The organism is Phenylobacterium sp. (assembly GCF_013911965.1).
Classification (GTDB): Bacteria; Pseudomonadota; Alphaproteobacteria; order Caulobacterales; family Caulobacteraceae; genus Phenylobacterium.
Window position 1 is genome coordinate 32,721 of record NZ_JACESE010000020.1, and the last position, 16,870, is coordinate 49,590.

Below are 16,870 nucleotides of genomic sequence, written 5' to 3' on the forward strand. Positions count from 1 at the left end.
CGGCGGGGCTAAGGTGGCGGCCCCGCAATCTCCGGAACCGCCGATGCGCATCCTCTTCGCCGCCCTGCTGGCCGGCCTCCTCGCCCTGTCCGCGCCCGCCCGGGCCGACGACCTGGCGACGGTGATCGCCGACTACGACGCCTTCCAGGCCTGGAGCGATCCCCTGTGGTCGGCGCCGCCGGAGGACCGCGAGGCGCTGGCCCGCCTGCCCGACGTGACGCCGGCGGCCGATGCGCGGCGGGCGCAGACCCTGGCGGACCTGCAGCGGCGGCTGGAGGCCCTGCCGGCGGCCGGTCTCGACCCTGAGGCGCGGCTGAACCGCGACGTCCTTTCCTGGCTGATCGCCGCCGAGCGCGAGCAGCTCGCCTTCGACATCGCCCGCATGCCCTTTTCCTCGGACGGCGGCTTCCACACCACCTTCGTCTACCTGCCCCACCGCGCGCCGATGACCAGCCGCGCCGATGTGGCGGCCTGGATCGCCCGGCTGGAGGCCGCGCCCGGCTTCTGGCGCGACCACATCGCCAATGCGCGCCGCGGGGTGGCCAGCGGCTTCGTCCAGCCGCGGACCACCGTGGAGCCGGTGCTCGCCCAGGCGCGCGAAATGGCCGCCGCCCCCGTCGAAGGCGACGCCGCCCTCGCCCCCTTCGACCGCCTGCCTGATGCGTTGTCAGCGCAGGAGAAGGCGCAGGCGAGGGCGCGTGGGATCGCCGCCGTCGCCGAACTGCGCCAGGCCCAGGCCGAGTTCGCCGCCTTCCTGGAGACCGAGTATCTGCCCGCCGCCCGCGACGGCCTGGCCGCCCGCGACCTGCCCGACGGCGCGCGGTTCTACGCCGCCGAGGTGCGCCGCCACACCACCACCGACCTCACCCCCGAGGAGATCCACCAGATCGGCCTGTCGGAGGTCGCGCGCATCCGCGGCGAGATGGTCGCCATCAAGGACGAGGTCGGCTTCGAGGGCGACCTCGCGGCCTTCATCGCCAGCCTGCGGGCCGACCCGAAGTTCCACGCCCAGAGCCGGGAGGCCCTGCTGGAGAAGGCCTCGGAGATCGCCAAGCGGATCGACGGCGAGCTGCCGGCCTGGTTCGCCACCCTGCCGCGCCTGCCCTACGGCGTCCGCCCCGTGCCCGCCCAGATCGAGGCCGGCTACACGACCGGCCGCTACCTGCAGGGCGATCCGGAGCGGGGCGTGGCCGGGACCTACCTCGTCAACACCTCGGCGCTGGATCAGCGGCCGCTCTACGAACTGCCGGCCCTGACCCTGCACGAGGCCGTTCCCGGCCATCACCTGCAGATCGCGCTGGCCCAGGAGCTGGAGGCGGTCCCGGACTTCCGCCGGCAGGCGGGCATGAGCGCCTTCGTCGAGGGCTGGGGGCTCTATGCGGAAAAGCTGGGCGGGGAGATGGGCGTCTACCGCGATCCTTACGAGCGGTTCGGCCGCCTCTCCTACGAGATGTGGCGCGCCTGCCGGCTGGTGGCCGACACGGGCCTGCACTGGAAGCGCTGGAGCCTCGATCAGGCGCGCGCCTGCTTTGCGGAGAACACCGCCCTGTCGCCGCTGAACATCGAGGTGGAGCTGGCCCGCTACGTCTCCTGGCCGGGCCAGGCCCTGGCCTACAAGGTGGGCGAGCTGAAGATCGTCGAGCTGCGCGAGCAGGCGAGGGCGGAGCTGGGGGAGGCCTTCGACATCCGCCGCTTCCACGACGCCGTGCTCCTGGCCGGCGCCCTGCCGCTCGACCTCCTGGAGGCGCGGATCGAGGCCTGGATCGCGGCGGAAGCGACCGACTGAAGCCGGCGCCGGCCCGTTCGAACGGCGGGCCGCGGCGGGATGACCGCCGCGGCCCCCGTCGCGATCAGGCCTCGGCCTTCTGACGTTCGGCCTTCAGCTTGGCGTAGCCTTCCTTCAGCTCCTCCAGCTCCTTGGCGTACTTGGCCTTGGCCTCCTCCTGCAGGCGCGGGATGTGGTAGCTCGGGAAGAGGTCGTTCTCGGGCCGGTAGTCCTTGAGGAGCTGCTTGGCGAGCGTGACCTTGTGCACCTCGGTCGGCCCGTCGGCGATGCCCATGACCAGCGATGAGGTGACCATCCGCATGAAGGGCATCTCGTTGGAGACGCCCAGCGCTCCGTGCAGGTGAGCGGCCTTGGTGGCCACGTCGTTATAGACCTTGGGCATGGCCACCTTGATGGCGGCGATGTCCTTGCGGACCTTGTTGTAGTCCTTGTGCTTGTCGATCAGCCAGGCGGTGCGCAGGACGAGCAGGCGGAAGCTCTCCACCGCGATCCAGGAATCGGCGATCTGCTCCTGCACCATCTGCAGGTCGGCCAGGCGCCCGTCGCGGGTGGTGCGCGAGACCGCCCGCTGGCACATCAGGTCCAGCGCATGACGGCAGGCGCCGACGGTGCGCATGGCGTGGTGCACCCGGCCGCCGCCCAGGCGGACCTGAGCGATGACGAAGGCCGCGCCGCGGTCGCCCAGCAGGGCCTCGGGCCCGACGCGGACGTTGTTGTAGCGGACATAGCCCTCGGTCCCGCCGCCGATCTCGCCGCCGCCGCCGACGGCCACGTTGCGGATGATCTCCACGCCGGGCGTGTCGGTGGGCACCAGGAAGATGGAGGTGCGCTTATAGGGGTCCTTCGCGTCCGGATCGGTGATGGCGTAGACCACCAGCAGCTTGGAATAGCGGGCGTTGGTGGAGAACCACTTCTCGCCGTTGATGATCCAGTCCCTGCCGTCCTGGACCGCGCGGGTCTGGAAGGTCAGGGGGTCCGACCCGCCGGTGGGCTCGGACATGGAGAAGGCCGAGCGGATCTCGCCGTCCAGCAGCGGCTGGAGCCAGCGCTTCTTCTGCTCTTCGGTGCCGTAGTGGGCGATGATCTCGGCGTTGCCGGTGTCGGGCGCCTGGCAGCCGAAGACGGTGGGGGCGATGGAATTGCGGCCCAGCTTCTCGTTCATCAGGGCGAGCTTGAGCTGGCCGAAGCCCTGGCCGCCGAGCTCGGGGCCGAGGTGGCAGGCCCACAGGCCCTGCTCCTTCACCTTCTGCTGCAGCGGCTTGATGAACTTCTCGCGGCCCAGCGGGCCGTGGGCGGCCATGCCGAGGTGGCTGAGCGGCTCGACCTCCTCGCGCATGAACTCCTCGATCCAGTCGAGCTTCTTCTGGAATTCGGGGTCGGTCTCAAAATCCCAAGCCATGTCGTCCTCCTTGGCGGCGTCGCAGGGGCGCCGGCGCATCTATTCGTAAACACGGTATGTTTCGGCTCATCCGACATACCGGAAATTCGAACGGCGGCGGCCGGCCGCGGCCGCCTCTCCCCATTATCAAGCGGCCGTTCGCTCGACGCAACGGGGGCGGTCGTATTGAGATAAGCGCTTGTTTTTTCGGCCGATCAGCCCGGACGCGCCAGCCGACGGACCGGGGGTCAGGCCCGTTCGAAGCTCAGCGGGGCTTCCCAGAAGGTCTCGACCAGCTCGTGCTGGGCGCCGGGTTTGCCGGTGGTGAGGAAGCGCCTCAGGCCGCTCGACCCCGCCTCGTATTCCGGGTGGCGCGCGAGATAGGCGGCGAGCGCCTCGGCCGTGGCGTCGGGCTGGTGGATCAGCGGCGTGCCGGGCTTCAGCGCCGCACGGAACATGTCGGCGACGATCTCGTAGTGGGTGCAGCCCAGGATGGCGCGGTCGGGCGGGCGGCCGATGCGGGCGGTGATCTGGCCCACATGGGTCTCGATGGCCGCGGCCAACTGCACGGCGCCGGCATTGCCCTCGATCATGCCGGCGAGCTCGGGGCAGGGCTCGACGAAGACGGCCACGTCCTGCCGGCGCTTGTCGATCTCGATCTCGTAGACGCGGCTCTTCGCCGTCGCCGGAGTGGCGAAGACGGCCAGGATGTCCAGCTTCTCGACCTTGTCGCCGCGGCGCTCGGCCTCGTGTTCCCAGGGCAGGCCGGTGGCCGCCTCGATGGTGGGCACGATGATGCCCAGCACATTGACCGGCCGGCCCAGCTCCCGACGGCGGCCGGGCAGCCAGGTCTGCTGCAGGCGGCGGAGCGCGATGGCCGAGGCGGTGTTGCAGGCCAGGACCACCAGGTCGCAGCCCTCGGCGAACAGCCGGTCGCATCCGGCCCGGGTCAGCTCGACGATCTCCTCGCCGGGCCTGCCGCCATAGGGGGCGTTGGCCTGGTCGGCCAGATAGACGAAGTCCGCGCCCGGAAAGCGCCGGACCAGCTTGCGGTGGACGGTCAGGCCGCCCACTCCGGAATCGAAGACGCCGATGGCCATGGACGGCCTTTAGCGGGCGCGACGGCCGACGGCTAGGGCGGGCGCGCCGGCGGGGCGCGATCGGACGTAACATTACGAGCCTGTCATGTGACGTTCCGGCAAGCGGCGCCTAAGGTCCCGGCCAACCCTCATCCTCGGAGTACCCATGGATCGCCGCACCTTCCTGGCCGCCTCCACCGCCCTCGTGGGCGCCGCCGCCCTTCCGCTCCCCGCCCTCGCCGCCGACGGCGCGCCCCTGCTGGCGCCCTGGACCGGGCCCTATGGCGGCGTGCCGCCCTTCGACAAGGTGGTGGTCGCCGACTTCGCCCCGGCGCTGGAGGCCGGCATGGCCCAGCACCTGAAGGAGATCGAGGCGATCGCGAACAACCCCGCGCCGCCCACCTTCGAGAACACCATCGTGGCCCTGGAGCGCTCCGGCGCGGTCCTGGATCGGGTGGAGACGATCTACGGCGTGTGGGGCAGCACCCTGTCGACGCCCGAAGTGCGCGAGATCGAGACGGCCATGGCGCCGAAGATGGCCGCCCATGGCGACGCCATCCTGCAGAACGCCAAGCTCTTCCAGCGCATCGAGGCCGTCTATGAGGGCCGCGAGGCCGCCGGTCTCAATCCCGAGCAGTCGCGCCTGGCCTGGCGGCACTGGAACCGCTTCGTCCGCGCCGGCGCCAAGCTCGATCCCGCCGCCAAGGCGCGCGTGGCGGAGATCAACGGCGAACTGGCCCAGGCCTTCACCACCTTCAGCCAGAACCTGCTGGCCGACGAGACGGACTATGTCCTCTATCTGAAGACCGAGGCCGAGCTGCGCGGCCTGCCCGACGACGTGCGTTCGGCCGCGGCCGCGGCGGCCGAGGAGCGGGGCCGTCCGGGCGAGTACGCCATCCTCAACACCCGGTCCTCCATGGACCCCTTCCTGACCTATTCGCAGCGCCGCGACCTGCGCGAGAAGGTCTGGCGCACCTATTACAGCCGCGGGGACAATGGCGACGCCCACGACAACAACGGCGTCATCCAGAAGATCCTGAAGCTGCGGGCCGAACGCGCCCGGCTGCTGGGCTATCCGACCCACGCCCACTGGCGGCTGGAGGCGGCCGTGGCCAAGACGCCGGAGGCGGCCATGGAGCTGATGATGCGCGTCTGGCCCTCGGCCGTGGCCCGCGTCCACGAGGAGGTGGCCGAGATGCAGGCCATCGCCGACGCCGAGAAGGCCGGCGTGAAGATCGAGCCCTGGGACTACCGCTACTACGCCGAGAAGGTGCGGGCGGACCGCTACGACCTCGATATGAACGAGGTGAAGGCCTATCTGCAGCTCGACAAGCTGGTGGACGGCATGTTCTGGGCCGCCGGCGAGGTCTACGGCATGAGCTTCACGCCGGTGGCCAACGTCCCGGTGCAGCACCCCGACGTCCGCGTCTGGGAGGTGAAGCGGGGCGGCGGCCATCTCGGCCTCTTCTACTTCGATCCCTATGCGCGGGCGGGCAAGCGGTCGGGCGCCTGGATGAACGCCTATCGCAGCCAGCAGAAGCTGGACGGGCCGATCACGCCGATCGTCTCCAACAACTCCAACTTCGTGAAGCCCGCGCCGGGCGAGCCGGTGCTGATCTCCTGGGACGACGCCACGACCCTGTTCCACGAGTTCGGCCACGCCATCCACGGCCTGCTCTCGAACGTCACCTACCCCTCGCTCGCCGGCACCAGCGTGCCGCGCGACTATGTGGAGTTCCCGAGCCAAGTGAACGAGGCGTGGCTGCCGACCCGCCAGGTGCTGAGCCGCTTCGCCCTGCACCACGAGACGGGCGAGTCCATGCCCGAGGAACTGGCGAAGAAGATCGAGCGGGCCTCGACCTTCCGCCAGGGCTTCGACGTCACCGAGTATCTCGCCTCGGCGCTGATCGACATGAAGCTGCACCTGGCCGGCGACGCGGACATCGATCCCGACGCCTTCGAACGCGAGGAGCTGGCCAAGCTCGGCATGCCGGCCGAACTGCCCATGCGCCACCGCACGCCGCAGTTCGCCCACGTCTTCGCCTCGGACGGCTATTCGGCCGGCTACTACTCCTACCTCTGGGCCGAGGTGCTGTCGCAGGACGCCGCCGAAGCCTTCAAGGAGTCGCCGGGCGGCATGTACGACGAAGGCGTCGCCAAGCGGATGGTCGACCACATCCTCTCGGTCGGCGACACGGTCGATCAGGCCGAAGCCTACCGCGCCTTCCGCGGCCGCGACGCCGATGTCGGCGCCTATCTGAGCGACAAGGGCTTCCCGGTCACGTGATCGGACGGGCCGGGGGGTGAACCCCCTCCGGCCCTCCGGGTCACCTCCCCCTCGAGGAGGGGGAGGATCTGCTCAGCGGTTGCCGAAAGCTCGGCGCCAAGATGCTCACCCCTTCCAGGGGGAGCTGCCGCCGAAGGCGGCTGAGGGGGTGTGTGGTGGTGCGACCGCCCTCAAGCGGCCGACGCCAGGGGAGCCGCGCGGCGGACGCCGAGGCTCCGCGCCAGGGCGGTGAACACGGCGCAGGCGAAGACCGCAAAGCCCAGCAGCACGCCCGGTCCGCCGATCGCGAACAGGGGCTTGATCTCCTCCATCGTCAGCACGCCCCTGAACATCAGGGTCATGGCCGAGATCATGCAGACCACGCCGACATTGGTGAGCACGAAGTTGGCCGCCGGCATCCAGCCGGGCGAACGACGGCCGAGCGTGGCGTAGAACGCCCCCATCAGGGCCTGGCTGACCCAGCCGATCAGGTTCAGGTGGGCGTGGGCCGGCGATGTGGTGAAGTCGTGCGTCACGCTCATCGCCAGGCCCCAGGTGACGCCGATCAGGATGTAGATCGTCGCGGCGGCGTAGAACAGCAGCGGCCATCGGGCCGTGGCCGGATCGCCTTCGGTTTCAAGCGTGTGGGTCATGGTTCCTCCCTTGCTCGGCGGCGGGGATTACGGGAGGGTGGACAGCGCCACAATGCAGACGGGCGCTGGACGGTTCTGCATTCCTGCAGGGTCTCTCGCCATGTTCGACTGGAACGATCTGCGCGCCTTCCTTGCGGTCGCCCGCCACGGCAGCGCCGCGGCCGCGGCGAGCGAGCTTCAGGTCAACCAGACGACGGTCGTGCGACGGCTCGAGGCGCTCGAGGCGGCGCTCGGCCTGCAACTCGTCGAACGCAGCCAGACGGGAAGCCGCCTGACCTGGGCGGGGACACGCCTGCTGGCCCAGGCCGAGCGGGTGTCGGTCGAGGTCGATGGCGTGATGCGCCAAGCCCAGGCGCTGACGCGCGAACTTTCGGGCGTGCTTCGTGTGACCAGTGTCGATCTGGTCGCCGACAATCTCGTCATCCCGGCCCTGACCGAGTTCCGTACCCTCTACCCCGGCGTTGCGGTGGAGCTGATCGCGGGGCGTGAGTTGCTGGACATCGCCGGCGGCGAAGCCGACGTGGCGATCCGCAGCGCCACCACCCTGGAAGATTCCGACCTCGTCTCGCGCAAGCTTCTGGACCTCCCCTTCGGCGTGGTGTGCAGCCGCGCCTATGCTGCGGAGCATGGCGTTCCGGCCGGTCCGCAGGACCTGGCGTCACACCGTCTGGTCGGCGGGACGGGCGCGCTCGCCCAGATGCCGATCCTCGCCTGGATGCGCGAGCAGGCGCCCCTGGCGGAGGTGGCCTGCCGCTCGAACCATCTGGGCAATCTGATCTCGGCCGTCCGCAGCGGGCTCGGCGTGGGGGCCGCGCCGCTGATCGACCTCTACGACGAGCCAGACCTCATCCTGGCCTTCGTGCCCGACCTGCCGCGACAGCCTGAGCTGTGGCTGATCACGCGCTCGGACCTGCGCAGCGCGCCGATCGTGCGCGCCTTTCTGGACTTCATCATCCCCTATACGACCCGCCTCGCCCGCAGCCGGGCCTTGGCCCGCGGCCCTGAAATCTTGACCTGATCCATCCACAGGCGCATAAGCGCCCACTTCCGGCGCAACCTCGGTCAGCGCCCTCCACCGTCACGACCCCCATCACCATATGGGACGAGGACGGCGAGGCCCCCCGTCGACGTGATCGTCCACGGGGGTCGATCGCGTTTGGGCCCCTGGGTTCCCGGCTTGCCGGGAGCCCTGGAAACGGAAAATCGAGCCGGCGTGACCCTGTCGCGCCATGGGAGCACTAATGTTCGACGCACTTTCAGAGCGGCTTTCCGGGGTATTCGACCGTCTGTCGGGCCACGGCGTGCTGTCCGAGAAGGATATCGACGAGGCGCTGCGCGAGGTCCGCATCGCCCTGCTCGAGGCCGACGTGGCCCTGCCCGTCGTGCGCGAATTCATCGCCAAGGCCAAGGAGCGCGCCACCGGCGAGGAGGTGCTGCGCTCGGTCCGACCCACCGACCAGGTGATCAAGATCACCTATGACGGCCTGGTGGAGATGCTGGGCGGCGAAGACGTCGAAGGGCTCGCCCTCTCGCGCAACCCGCCCACCGTCATGATGATGGCCGGCCTGCAGGGCTCGGGTAAGACGACCACCGCCGGCCGTCTGGCCTATCGGCTGGGCCGCGAGCGCAAGAAGGTGCTGCTCGCCTCCCTCGACACCCGCCGGCCCGCGGCCATGGAGCAGCTGGCTACGCTCGCCCAGCAGGCCGGCGTCGACAGCCTGCCCATCGTGGCCGGCCAGTCGGCGCCCGACATCGCCCGGCGCGCCCTGTCGGCGGCCAAGCTGCAGGGCTATGACGTCCTGATCCTCGACACCGCCGGCCGCACGACGCTGGACGAGGCCATGATGGCCGAGGCGGCCGAGATCGCGAAGATCGCCACGCCGCACGAGACCCTGCTGGTGGCCGATGCGCTGACCGGCCAGGACGCGGTGCGCACGGCCAAGGCCTTCCACGAACGCCTGCCCCTGACCGGCCTGGTGCTGACGCGGGCCGACGGCGACGGCCGCGGCGGCGCGGCGCTGTCCATGCGGGCGGTCACCGGGCTGCCGATCAAGTTCCTCGGCGTCTCGGAGAAGATCGACGGGCTCGACGCCTTCGACGCCCGCCGCGTGGCCGGCCGCATTCTGGGCCAGGGCGACGTGGTCGCCCTGGTGGAGAAGGCCGCCCAGGACTTCGACCAGGCCAAGGCCGAGGCCATGGCCAAGAAGCTGGCCAAGGGCCAGTTCGACCTGGACATGATGGCCGAGCAGCTCGCCCAGATGAAGAAGATGGGCGGCATGGAGGGCCTGATGGGCTTCCTGCCGGGCGTCCAGAAGATCAAGAAGCAGATGGCCGAGGCCAATGTCTCGGACAAGACGCTCGACCGTCAGGCGGCGATCATCTCGTCCATGACCAAGGCCGAGCGCAAGAAGCCCGACATCCTGCAGGCCTCGCGCAAGCGGCGCATCGCCAAGGGCGCGGGCGTGGACGTGGCTGACGTCAACCGGCTCTTGAAGCAGCACCGCCAGATGGCCGACGCCTTCAAGATGATGAGCCGCGACGGCGGCAAGGGCTTCGCCAAGATGGCCGGCATGCTGACCGGCGGCGGCGGGGCCGACATGGCCCGGCTGAAGGCCATGGGCGGCGGCAAGATGCCCATGCCCTCCCAGGCCGAGATCGAGGAGGCCCAGGCCAAGCTGGCCGGCCTCGGCGGCCCCAGTTTCGGAAGCGGCGGCGGCGCGCCCAAGCTTCCCGGCCTCGGCGGCGGATCCCTGCCGCCCGGCTTCAACCCCTTCAAGAAATCCTAGAGCTTACAAGGAAGTCCCATGCTCAAGATCCGTCTCGCCCGTGGCGGCGCCAAGAAGCGCCCCTACTACCACATCGTGGTCGCCGACAGCCGCTCGCCCCGCGACGGCCGCTTCATCGAGAAGGTCGGCGCCTACAACCCGCTGCTGAAGAAGGACGACCCGACCCGCGTCACCCTGAAGGTCGAGCGCATCCAGGAGTGGATCAAGAAGGGCGCCCAGCCGACCGACCGCGTCGCCCGCTTCCTGTCGCAGGAAGGCCTGGTGAAGTGGGAGCACGGCAACAACCCGCAGAAGGCCGAGCCGGGCCGCAAGGCCAAGGAACGCGCCGAGGAGCGCGCCCAGCGCGAGGCCGATCGCGCCGAGGCTGAGGCCGCCGCGGCCGCCGCTCCGGCTGAAGAGCCCGCCGCCGAGGAAGCCCCGGCCGCCGAAGCCGCTCCGGAAGCCGCCGCCGAACCGGCCGCCGAGGAAGCCGCCCAGGAGCCGGCCGCCGAGGCCGCGGACGACGCGACCGCCAAGGAAGGCTGAGGCCCTCCGGCGTCTCCAGACGATCGCCGCGCGTCGGGGCCTTGAGGTTCCGGCGCGCGGTTTGCGTTTCAGGTCCCGATCGGGGAGCCCCCATGAGCGAACGGCTGATCCAGGTGGCCCGCGTGGCCGGCGCCTTCGGGGTGCGCGGCGAGATCCGCATCACCACCTTCACTGAGGATCCCATGGCCCTGCCGGGTTACGGGACCCTGCTGCGCGATGACGGCCAGCCGGCGCTGACCCTCTCGGGCGCCCGCCCGGTGAAGGGCGGCCTCGTCGCCCGCGCCAAGGAGGTCGCCACCCGCGAAGAGGCCGAGGCCCTGCGCGGCCTGCGCCTGTTCATCACCCGCGACAGCCTGCCTCCGCCGGAAGAGGACGAGTTCTACCTCGCCGACCTCCTCGGCCTTTCGGTGGAGACGGCGCAGGGCGAGGTCCTGGGCAAGGTGAAGGCCGTCCAGGATTTCGGCGCCGGGGACCTCTTGGAAATCCAGCCTCCGGCCGGCGCCAGCTGGTGGCTGCCCTTCACGCGGGAAACCGTGCCCGAGGTGAAGATCGCCGAGGGCCGGCTGATCGCCGTGCGCCCGGCCGAGACGGAATAGTCCTCGGGCGGCGCGCCCGGCGAGGCCGGACGGGCCGCCTGAGGCGATCAGGCCTGCATGGTCCAGCCTTCCACGCCCATGGCGGCCTGGCGGCCGGCCTCGGAGCGGGTCGGGTGGGGGTGGCAGGTGCGGGCGACATCCTCGCTGGCGGCCTTGAAGGCCATGGCCACGCAGTATTCGCCGATCATCTCGCCGGCCTGGGGCCCGACGATGTGGACGCCGAGGATCTCGTCGGTCCTGGCGTCGGCGAGGACTTTCGCAAAGCCGTCCGTCTCGTGGTTGATCTTGGCGCGGCTGTTGGCGGTGAAGGGGAACTTCCCGACCTTATAGGCCACGCCCGCCGCCTTCAGCTGCTCCTCGGTCTTGCCGACCCAGGCCACTTCCGGGGCCGTGTAGACCACGCTGGGGACCAGATTGTAGTCCACGTGGCCGTACTTGCCGGCGATGATCTCGATGCAGGCCACGGCGTCTTCCTCGGCCTTGTGGGCCAGCATCGGGCCATGGATGGCGTCGCCGATGGCCCAGACGCCCGGGGCGCTGGTCCTGAAGTGGTCGGTCTCGATGAAGCCGCGCTTGTCGGGGGTAATCCCGACGCTCTCGAGACCGAGCCCATCGGTGTAGGGGCGGCGGCCGATGGCCACGAGGACGTAGTCGGCCTCCAGCGTCTCGGCCTCGCCGCCGGCCACCGGCTCGACGGTCAGCTTGACGCCGGACTTGGACGTGGCCGCGCCGGTCACCTTGGCGCCCAGCTTGAAGACGATGCCCTGCTTGGTCAGCGACCGCTGGAAGGTCTTGGCCGTCTCGACGTCCATGCCGGGCGTGATGCGGTCCAGGAACTCCACCACCGTCACTTCCGCGCCCAGGCGCCGCCAGACCGAACCCAGCTCCAGGCCGATGATGCCGGCGCCGACCACGATCAGCTTCTTCGGCACTTCGGGGAGGGAGAGCGCGCCGGTGGAGTCGACGATCCGCTTCTGGTCGATCTCCACGCCCGGCAGGGGGGTCGGCTCCGAGCCGGTGGCGATGACGATGTTCTTGGCCTCCAGCGTCTGGACCTGTCCGTCGGCGCCGGTGACCTCCACCTTGCCCGGGCCTGCGATGCGGCCCGCGCCCTTCACCCAGTCGACCTTGTTCTTCTTGAACAGGAACTCGATCCCCTTGGTGAGCTGGGCCACGGAGTCGGCCTTCTGCTTCATCATCTGGACGAGGTTGAGCTTGGGCTTCACCTCGATGCCCAGGGTCTCGAATTCCTTGCCGACGGCGGCCTCATAGAGTTCGGAGGCGTGCAGCAGGGCCTTGGAGGGCATGCAGCCGACGTTCAGGCAGGTGCCGCCCAGGGTCTCGCGCTTCTCCACGCAGGCGACCGAGAGACCCAGCTGGCCGGCGCGGATGGCCGCGTTGTAGCCGCCGGGGCCGCCCCCGATGATGACGACGTCGTATTGGGACATGGCTTGATCCTCTTTTCGCCGCGCGGGGGCCGGACGGACGCCGAAGGCGGACGCTGCTCGTCGCAGCGCCGCGAACGGCCCATTTCGTCCGGCGCGCACGGCCGGTCGCCCCAGGGGCGTTTTACAGGTCGAGCAGCAGGCGCTGCGGGTCTTCGATGGCTTCCTTGACCTTCACCAGGAAGGTCACCGCGCCCTGGCCGTCGACCACGCGGTGATCGTAGGACAGCGCCAGATACATCATCGGACGGACCACCACCTGGCCCTTCACCACCATCGGACGCTCCTGGATCTTGTGCATGCCCAGGATGCCCGACTGCGGCGCGTTGAGGATCGGCGTCGACATCAGCGAGCCGTAGACCCCGCCGTTCGAGATGGTGAAGGTGCCGCCCTGCAGGTCCTCGAGGGCCAGCTGGCCGTCGCGGGCCTTCTTGCCCAGGTCGCCGATCGCCTTCTCCACGCCCGCCAGGCTGAGCTGGTCGGCGTCGCGAACCACCGGAACCACCAGGCCCTTCTCGGTGCCGACGGCGACGCCGATGTCGTAGTGGTTCTTGTAGATGATGTCCTGGCCTTCGATCTCGGCGTTGACGTCGGGCACCTGCTTCAGGGCCGCGATGCAGGCCTTCACGAAGAAGGACATGAAGCCCAGGCGCACGCCGTGGCGCTTCTCGAAGACGTCCTTGTATTCCGAGCGCAGAGCCATGACCGCGCTCATGTCCACCTCGTTGAAGGTGGTCAGCATGGCCGCGGAGTTCTGCGCCTCCTTCAGGCGCCGGGCGATGGTCTGGCGCAGGCGGGTCATGCGGACCCGCTCCTCGCGCTCATGCAGCTCGCGCGGGGCGGCCGGCGCGGGCGCCGCGGCCGGCGCGCTGGCGCGGGCCTCCAGGGCAGCCAGAGCGTCGCCCTTGGTGACGCGGCCGTCTTTGCCGGAGCCGGCGACCTTGGAGAGGTCGAGATTGTTCTCGGCCGCCACGCGCTGGGCCGACGGCGCGGCGGGCCGCGCCTCGGCGGCCGGCGCAGGGGCGGGCTTCGGGGCTTCGGTGGGCTTGGGCGCTTCGGCCTTCGGAGCTTCCGCCTTCGGCTCGCTCCTGGCCGGCGCCGCAGCGGCGCCCTCCGACAGCTTGCCCAGCACCGTGCCGGGCTCGACCGTGTCGCCCTCGCCGGCGAGGATCTCCGACAGCACGCCGTCCGACGGCGCGGCCACTTCCAGGCTCACCTTGTCGGTCTCAAGTTCCACAAGGATCTCATCCTTGCGCACGGCCTCGCCGGCCTTCTTGGTCCAGCGCGCCACCGTCGCCTCGGTGACGGACTCGCCCAGGGCGGGCGTCATGATGTCGGCCATTACGAAAGTTTCCTGTTCTTATTCAGCGAGTTGGGGTTTGAGGCGCCTCAGGCGAAGGCGTCTTGGAGGAAGGCCTTGAGCTCGGCCAGGTGGCGGCTCATCAGGCCCGCGGCCGTGGAGGCCGAGGCCGGGCGGCCGACATAGCGGGCGCGCTTGGCCTTCACGTCCAGGCGCTCCAGGGTCAGTTCGAGCCAGGGGTCGACGAAGGTCCAGCCGCCCATGTTCTTGGGCTCTTCCTGGCACCAGACCAGCTCGGCGTTCTTGAACCGCTTCAGCTCGTTGGAGAGGGACTTAACCGGCCACGGATAGAACTGTTCCAGGCGCAGGATGTAGACGTCGTCGACGCCCTTCTCCTCGCGCGCGTCGAGCAGGTCGTAATAGACCTTGCCGGAGCAGAGGATGACCCGGCGGATCGCATCGTCGCCCTTGAGCGCGACCGTCGTGTGCTCGCCGCGCTCGGCGTCGTCCAGCAGCACCCGGTGGAAGGACGAGCCCTCCGACAGGTCCGTCAGGCGCGAGACCGCCTTCTTGTGGCGCAGCAGGCTCTTGGGCGTCATCAGCACCAGGGGCTTGCGGAACTCGCGCAGGAGCTGGCGGCGCAGGATGTGGAAGTAGTTGGCCGGGGTGGTGCAGTTGGCCACCTGCATATTGTCCTCGGCGCAGGACTGTAGGAAGCGCTCCAGGCGAGCCGAGGAGTGCTCCGGCCCCTGGCCCTCGTAGCCGTGCGGCAGGAGCATGACGAGGCCGCTCATCCGCAGCCACTTGCGTTCGCCCGAGGAGATGAACTGGTCGATGACCACCTGGGCGCCGTTGGTGAAGTCGCCGAACTGGGCTTCCCACAGGGTCAGCGTCCGCGGATCGGCCAGGGAGAAGCCGTATTCGAAGCCCAGCACCGCCTCTTCCGACAGGGCGGAGTCCAGCACCTCGAAGTGGGCCTGGGTCGGCGAGAGGTTGCGGAGCGGGAAGTAGGGCTCCTCGGTCTTCTGGTCGATGATCGCCGAATGGCGCTGGCTGAAGGTGCCGCGGACCGAGTCCTGGCCCGACAGGCGCACCGGATAGCCCTGGTCGAGCAGGCTGGCGAAGGCCAGGTGCTCGGCCGTGGCCCAGTCCAGGCCCTCGCCGCTCTCGATGGCGTCGCGGCGGGTCTGCAGGACGCGGGCCACCGTCTTGTGCGGCGTGACCGTTTCGGGAATGGCGGTGATCTTGCGGCCGAGGTCGAGCAGCTTCTGCAGCGGCACGGCCGTGTCGCCGCGGCGGTCCTCGGTGGTGGGCAGGGTCAGGCCCGCCCACTTGCCGTCGAGCCAGTCGGCCTTGTTGGCCTTGTACTCCTTGCCGGCCTCGAACTCCTTGTCGAGGAAGTCGGCGAACTCGTCGACCCAGGCGTCCACATCGGCGGCGGTGACCACGCCCTCGTTGATCAGGCGGCTGGCGTAGAGCTCGCGGGTCGACGGGTGGCCCTTGATCTTGGCGTACATCAGGGGCTGGGTCATCGTCGGGTCGTCGCCCTCGTTGTGACCGAACCGGCGATAGCAGAACATGTCGATGACCACGTCGCGCCCGAACTGCTGGCGGAACTCGGTGGCCACCTTGGCGGCGAAGACGACGGCTTCCGGATCGTCGCCGTTCACGTGGAAGATCGGCGCCTCGACCATCAGCGCCACGTCCGACGGATAGGGCGAGGAGCGGCTGTTCTTTGGGCTGGTCGTGAAGCCGATCTGATTGTTGACGATGAAGTGGATGGTGCCGCCGACGCCGTAGCCCTTCAGGCCCGACAGGGCGAAGCACTCGGCCACCACGCCCTGGCCGGCGAACGCCGCGTCCCCGTGCAGCAGCAGGGGCAGGACATGGCCGCGGCCGGCGTCGGGGTTCTCGCGCAGGGTGAAGGCCTGCTTGGCCCGCGTCTTGCCGATCACCACCGGGTTGACGATTTCCAGGTGGCTGGGATTGGCGGTCAGCGACAGGTGGACGCTGTTGTCGTCGAAGCTGCGGTCCGACGAAGCGCCCAGATGGTACTTCACGTCGCCGGAGCCTTCGATGTCCGACGGGGTGGACGAGCCGCCCTGGAACTCGTGGAAGATCACGTGATAGGGCTTGCCCATCACGGCGGCGAGCACGTTCAGGCGGCCGCGGTGGGGCATGCCGAGCACGATGTCGCGCACGCCCAGAGCGCCGCCGCGCTTGATGATCTGCTCCAGCGCCGGGACCATGGCCTCGCCGCCGTCCAGGCCGAACCGCTTGGTGCCGGGGAAGCGCTTGTGCAGGAAGCGTTCGAAGCCCTCGGCCTCGATCAGCTTCTTCAGGATGGCGACCTTGCCTTCATTGGTGAAGGCGATCTCCTTGTCGCGGCCCTCGATCCGCTCCTGCAGCCAGGCCTTCTGGGCGGGATCGGAGATGTGCATGTACTGGACGCCCACGTCGCCGCAGTAGGTGCGGCGCAGGATGTCGAGGATCTCGCGAAGGGTCGCGGTCTCCAGGCCCAGCACATAGTCGAGGAAGATCGGGCGGTCGTAGTCGGCCTCGGTGAAGCCGTAGGTCGCCGGGTCGAGCTCGGAGGCGTCGCCGGGCACGATGGCGATGCCCAGCGGGTCGAGATTGGCCCGCAGGTGGCCGCGCATCCGGTAGGCCCGGATCATCATGATGGCGCGCAGGGAATCGAGCGTGGCGGCGCGGACCGTGTCGGTCGAGGCCGCCGGGGCCCGGTCGGCGACCTTCTTTTCGAGCTTGGCCTCGACCGCCGGCCAGAGGCCGTCGATGGCCGAGAGCCAGTCGGGCCGCGGGCCGGGCGTCGGCGCCTTGGTCCAGCCGGGCTGACCGGCGCCGCGCTTGATCTCGTCGGCGCGGTCGTGGAGCGAGGCGAAGAAGGCCCGCCACGAGGCCTCGACCGAGTTGGGGTTCTCCGCCCACCGGGCGTAGAGGTCCTCCACGAAGGCGAGATTGCCGCCATAGAGGAAAGAGGTCTCGGCGAGCACCTCGTTGATCAGACCTGCGTCGTCCGCCATCGTTCCGCTTCCAGA

At 69.8% G+C, this 16,870-nt stretch carries 12 protein-coding genes; 6 read left to right on the plus strand and 6 right to left on the minus strand.

The features are described 5' to 3' along the window. Window positions 1-43: 43 nt before the first annotated feature. A complete protein-coding gene (locus H2041_RS16730) occupies window positions 44-1,786 on the plus strand; it encodes a DUF885 family protein (protein ID WP_293414654.1) in 1,743 nt (580 codons plus the stop codon). Window positions 1,787-1,850: 64 nt separating this feature from the next. On the opposite strand, the gene H2041_RS16735 is transcribed toward H2041_RS16730, so the two are convergent. Together H2041_RS16735 and H2041_RS16740 are read right to left on the minus strand one after the other, a co-directional pair. Continuing rightward, on the minus strand, window positions 1,851-3,185 hold the full coding sequence (locus H2041_RS16735; RefSeq protein WP_293414656.1) for an acyl-CoA dehydrogenase family protein: 1,335 nt from the start codon (window positions 3,183-3,185) through the stop codon (window positions 1,851-1,853). A gap of 227 nt (window positions 3,186-3,412) precedes the next feature. Further along, window positions 3,413-4,264 (minus strand): glutamate racemase, encoded by an 852-nt coding sequence (locus tag H2041_RS16740; protein WP_293414658.1) that lies wholly within the window; start codon window positions 4,262-4,264, stop codon window positions 3,413-3,415. 145 nt (window positions 4,265-4,409) lie between these two features. Between H2041_RS16740 and H2041_RS16745 the strand changes: the two genes are divergently transcribed. Then, window positions 4,410-6,530: a M3 family metallopeptidase gene (locus tag H2041_RS16745; protein ID WP_293414660.1), complete on the plus strand. Its 2,121-nt coding sequence runs from the start codon at window positions 4,410-4,412 to the stop codon at window positions 6,528-6,530. Window positions 6,531-6,700: 170 nt separating this feature from the next. Here the strand turns inward: H2041_RS16745 and H2041_RS16750 are convergent, their stop codons facing one another. Further along, entirely contained in the window at window positions 6,701-7,162 is a 462-nt protein-coding gene (locus H2041_RS16750; RefSeq protein ID WP_293414662.1) for a hypothetical protein, read from the minus strand. A gap of 100 nt (window positions 7,163-7,262) precedes the next feature. Here H2041_RS16750 and H2041_RS16755 point away from each other — a divergent pair, with 100 nt between their 5' ends. The 4 genes from H2041_RS16755 to rimM all read left to right on the plus strand — a co-directional run bounded on the left by H2041_RS16755 (window position 7,263) and on the right by rimM (window position 11,069). Beyond that, window positions 7,263-8,180 (plus strand): LysR family transcriptional regulator, encoded by a 918-nt coding sequence (locus H2041_RS16755; RefSeq protein ID WP_293414664.1) that lies wholly within the window; start codon window positions 7,263-7,265, stop codon window positions 8,178-8,180. A 223-nt stretch (window positions 8,181-8,403) separates the two neighbouring features. Continuing rightward, window positions 8,404-9,948 (plus strand): signal recognition particle protein, encoded by a 1,545-nt coding sequence (gene ffh / locus H2041_RS16760; protein ID WP_293414665.1) that lies wholly within the window; start codon window positions 8,404-8,406, stop codon window positions 9,946-9,948. A gap of 18 nt (window positions 9,949-9,966) precedes the next feature. Continuing rightward, window positions 9,967-10,473, plus strand: a complete 507-nt coding sequence (gene rpsP, locus H2041_RS16765; RefSeq protein ID WP_293414666.1) for a 30S ribosomal protein S16 — start codon at window positions 9,967-9,969, stop codon at window positions 10,471-10,473. A 92-nt stretch (window positions 10,474-10,565) separates the two neighbouring features. After that, complete coding sequence (gene rimM, locus H2041_RS16770; protein ID WP_293414667.1) at window positions 10,566-11,069, plus strand: ribosome maturation factor RimM; 504 nt, start codon at window positions 10,566-10,568, stop codon at window positions 11,067-11,069. 47 nt (window positions 11,070-11,116) lie between these two features. On the opposite strand, the gene lpdA is transcribed toward rimM, so the two are convergent. The 3 genes from lpdA to H2041_RS16785 form a co-directional block, all read right to left on the minus strand. Then, complete coding sequence (lpdA, locus tag H2041_RS16775) at window positions 11,117-12,517, minus strand: dihydrolipoyl dehydrogenase (RefSeq protein WP_293414668.1); 1,401 nt, start codon at window positions 12,515-12,517, stop codon at window positions 11,117-11,119. A gap of 121 nt (window positions 12,518-12,638) precedes the next feature. Then, the gene (odhB, locus tag H2041_RS16780; RefSeq protein WP_293414670.1) at window positions 12,639-13,856 is read right to left on the minus strand and encodes a 2-oxoglutarate dehydrogenase complex dihydrolipoyllysine-residue succinyltransferase; all 1,218 of its coding nucleotides are present in this window, start codon (window positions 13,854-13,856) and stop codon (window positions 12,639-12,641) included. A 47-nt stretch (window positions 13,857-13,903) separates the two neighbouring features. Beyond that, complete coding sequence (locus tag H2041_RS16785) at window positions 13,904-16,855, minus strand: 2-oxoglutarate dehydrogenase E1 component (protein ID WP_293414671.1); 2,952 nt, start codon at window positions 16,853-16,855, stop codon at window positions 13,904-13,906. Window positions 16,856-16,870 lie beyond the last annotated feature (15 nt).